General features: G+C 30.1%; 1 protein-coding gene and 1 pseudogene. One reads left to right on the plus strand and one right to left on the minus strand.

Annotated elements, in window-relative coordinates:
* Positions 1 to 202 (plus strand): annotated as a pseudogene (locus Q4Q35_RS22545) (transposase); the annotation flags it as partial.
* A gap of 33 nt (positions 203 to 235) precedes the next feature.
* Here Q4Q35_RS22545 and Q4Q35_RS17120 read toward each other — a convergent pair.
* The gene (locus Q4Q35_RS17120; protein WP_303279245.1) at positions 236 to 760 is read right to left on the minus strand and encodes a hypothetical protein; all 525 of its coding nucleotides are present in this window, start codon (positions 758 to 760) and stop codon (positions 236 to 238) included.
* Positions 761 to 917: the final 157 nt, after the last annotated feature.

A 917-nucleotide genomic window follows, 5' to 3' on the forward strand; every position in this document is an offset into this window, starting at 1 on the left:
CAAGAGAAATTATTTGCACAATTTCAATTGAGCGATCTCGTTCCCGAGCAGAACTTTTATAGACGCTTAAAAGGGGTATTGGATTTAGACTTTCTATACCCAATGACCAAGGGCTATTATGGAGAAAGCGGACAAAAGAGCGTAGATAGACCCTGTAGTTTTCTTTAAACTCTGTCTGGTTGGCTATTTAGAGAATATTATTAGGATACAATGTTACCACACGTTTTTATTTTATTCAGTTCAGAGTTTTATTCTCTAAAATGTCAAATCCGAAATATCCTTTCCGTACTTCTAATTCCACACTTTTATAAAATTCCATTTTTTCATAATACTTGTGGGTAAAAACTAATTCCTTAATTTTTCCATTATAATTTATTTGAAAAGTTGGTTTCCGTTCGTCTCTATGATATTTTCTGCCACGTAAAGATGAGCGGTCTACAATTTCAAATGTTTCTTTGACTGGTGTTTTGTCAGCAAAATAATAGTTCGTTAGCATAAATGCTGAACAGACAATAAACCCAAATCCACACAAATAATGCATTGAAGAATATAAATAAAGTCTAATTCCGCTATACTTATATGTTTTTCCGTAATTTTTGAAGTCAACAAAGAACGCTATAATTCCTACTATTAAGATAATTCCGATTAATATTGATAAATCGATTATTGTATTCCGAAATATCGTGACTTGCCAAGCCATTAAAAATAATCCTAAAATGAATATTGTCGGATAAAATATTTTTCGTTGTTTTTTGGTCATTTCTCAAATGTGTGGTAACGTGAGTCTGTGTATTAACTTAGTTTTGTTGATTCAAATATATAAAAGTTGTTTTTGATTAATACTTAAGTTTAATCTTTTAGAAAAAAAGAGCTTAAAATGATTGTTTTTGACTGATAAATAACGGGATTTAGTTAAG

Origin of the sequence: Flavivirga aquimarina (assembly GCF_030540835.1) — a bacterium.
Taxonomy (GTDB): domain Bacteria; phylum Bacteroidota; class Bacteroidia; order Flavobacteriales; family Flavobacteriaceae; genus Flavivirga; species Flavivirga aquimarina.

Bases quoted from the DNA above. Each gene is read 5' to 3' on its own strand.
- Q4Q35_RS17120 (WP_303279245.1), bottom strand. From the start codon at position 760: ATGACCAAAAAACAACGAAAAATATTTTATCCGACAATATTCATTTTA.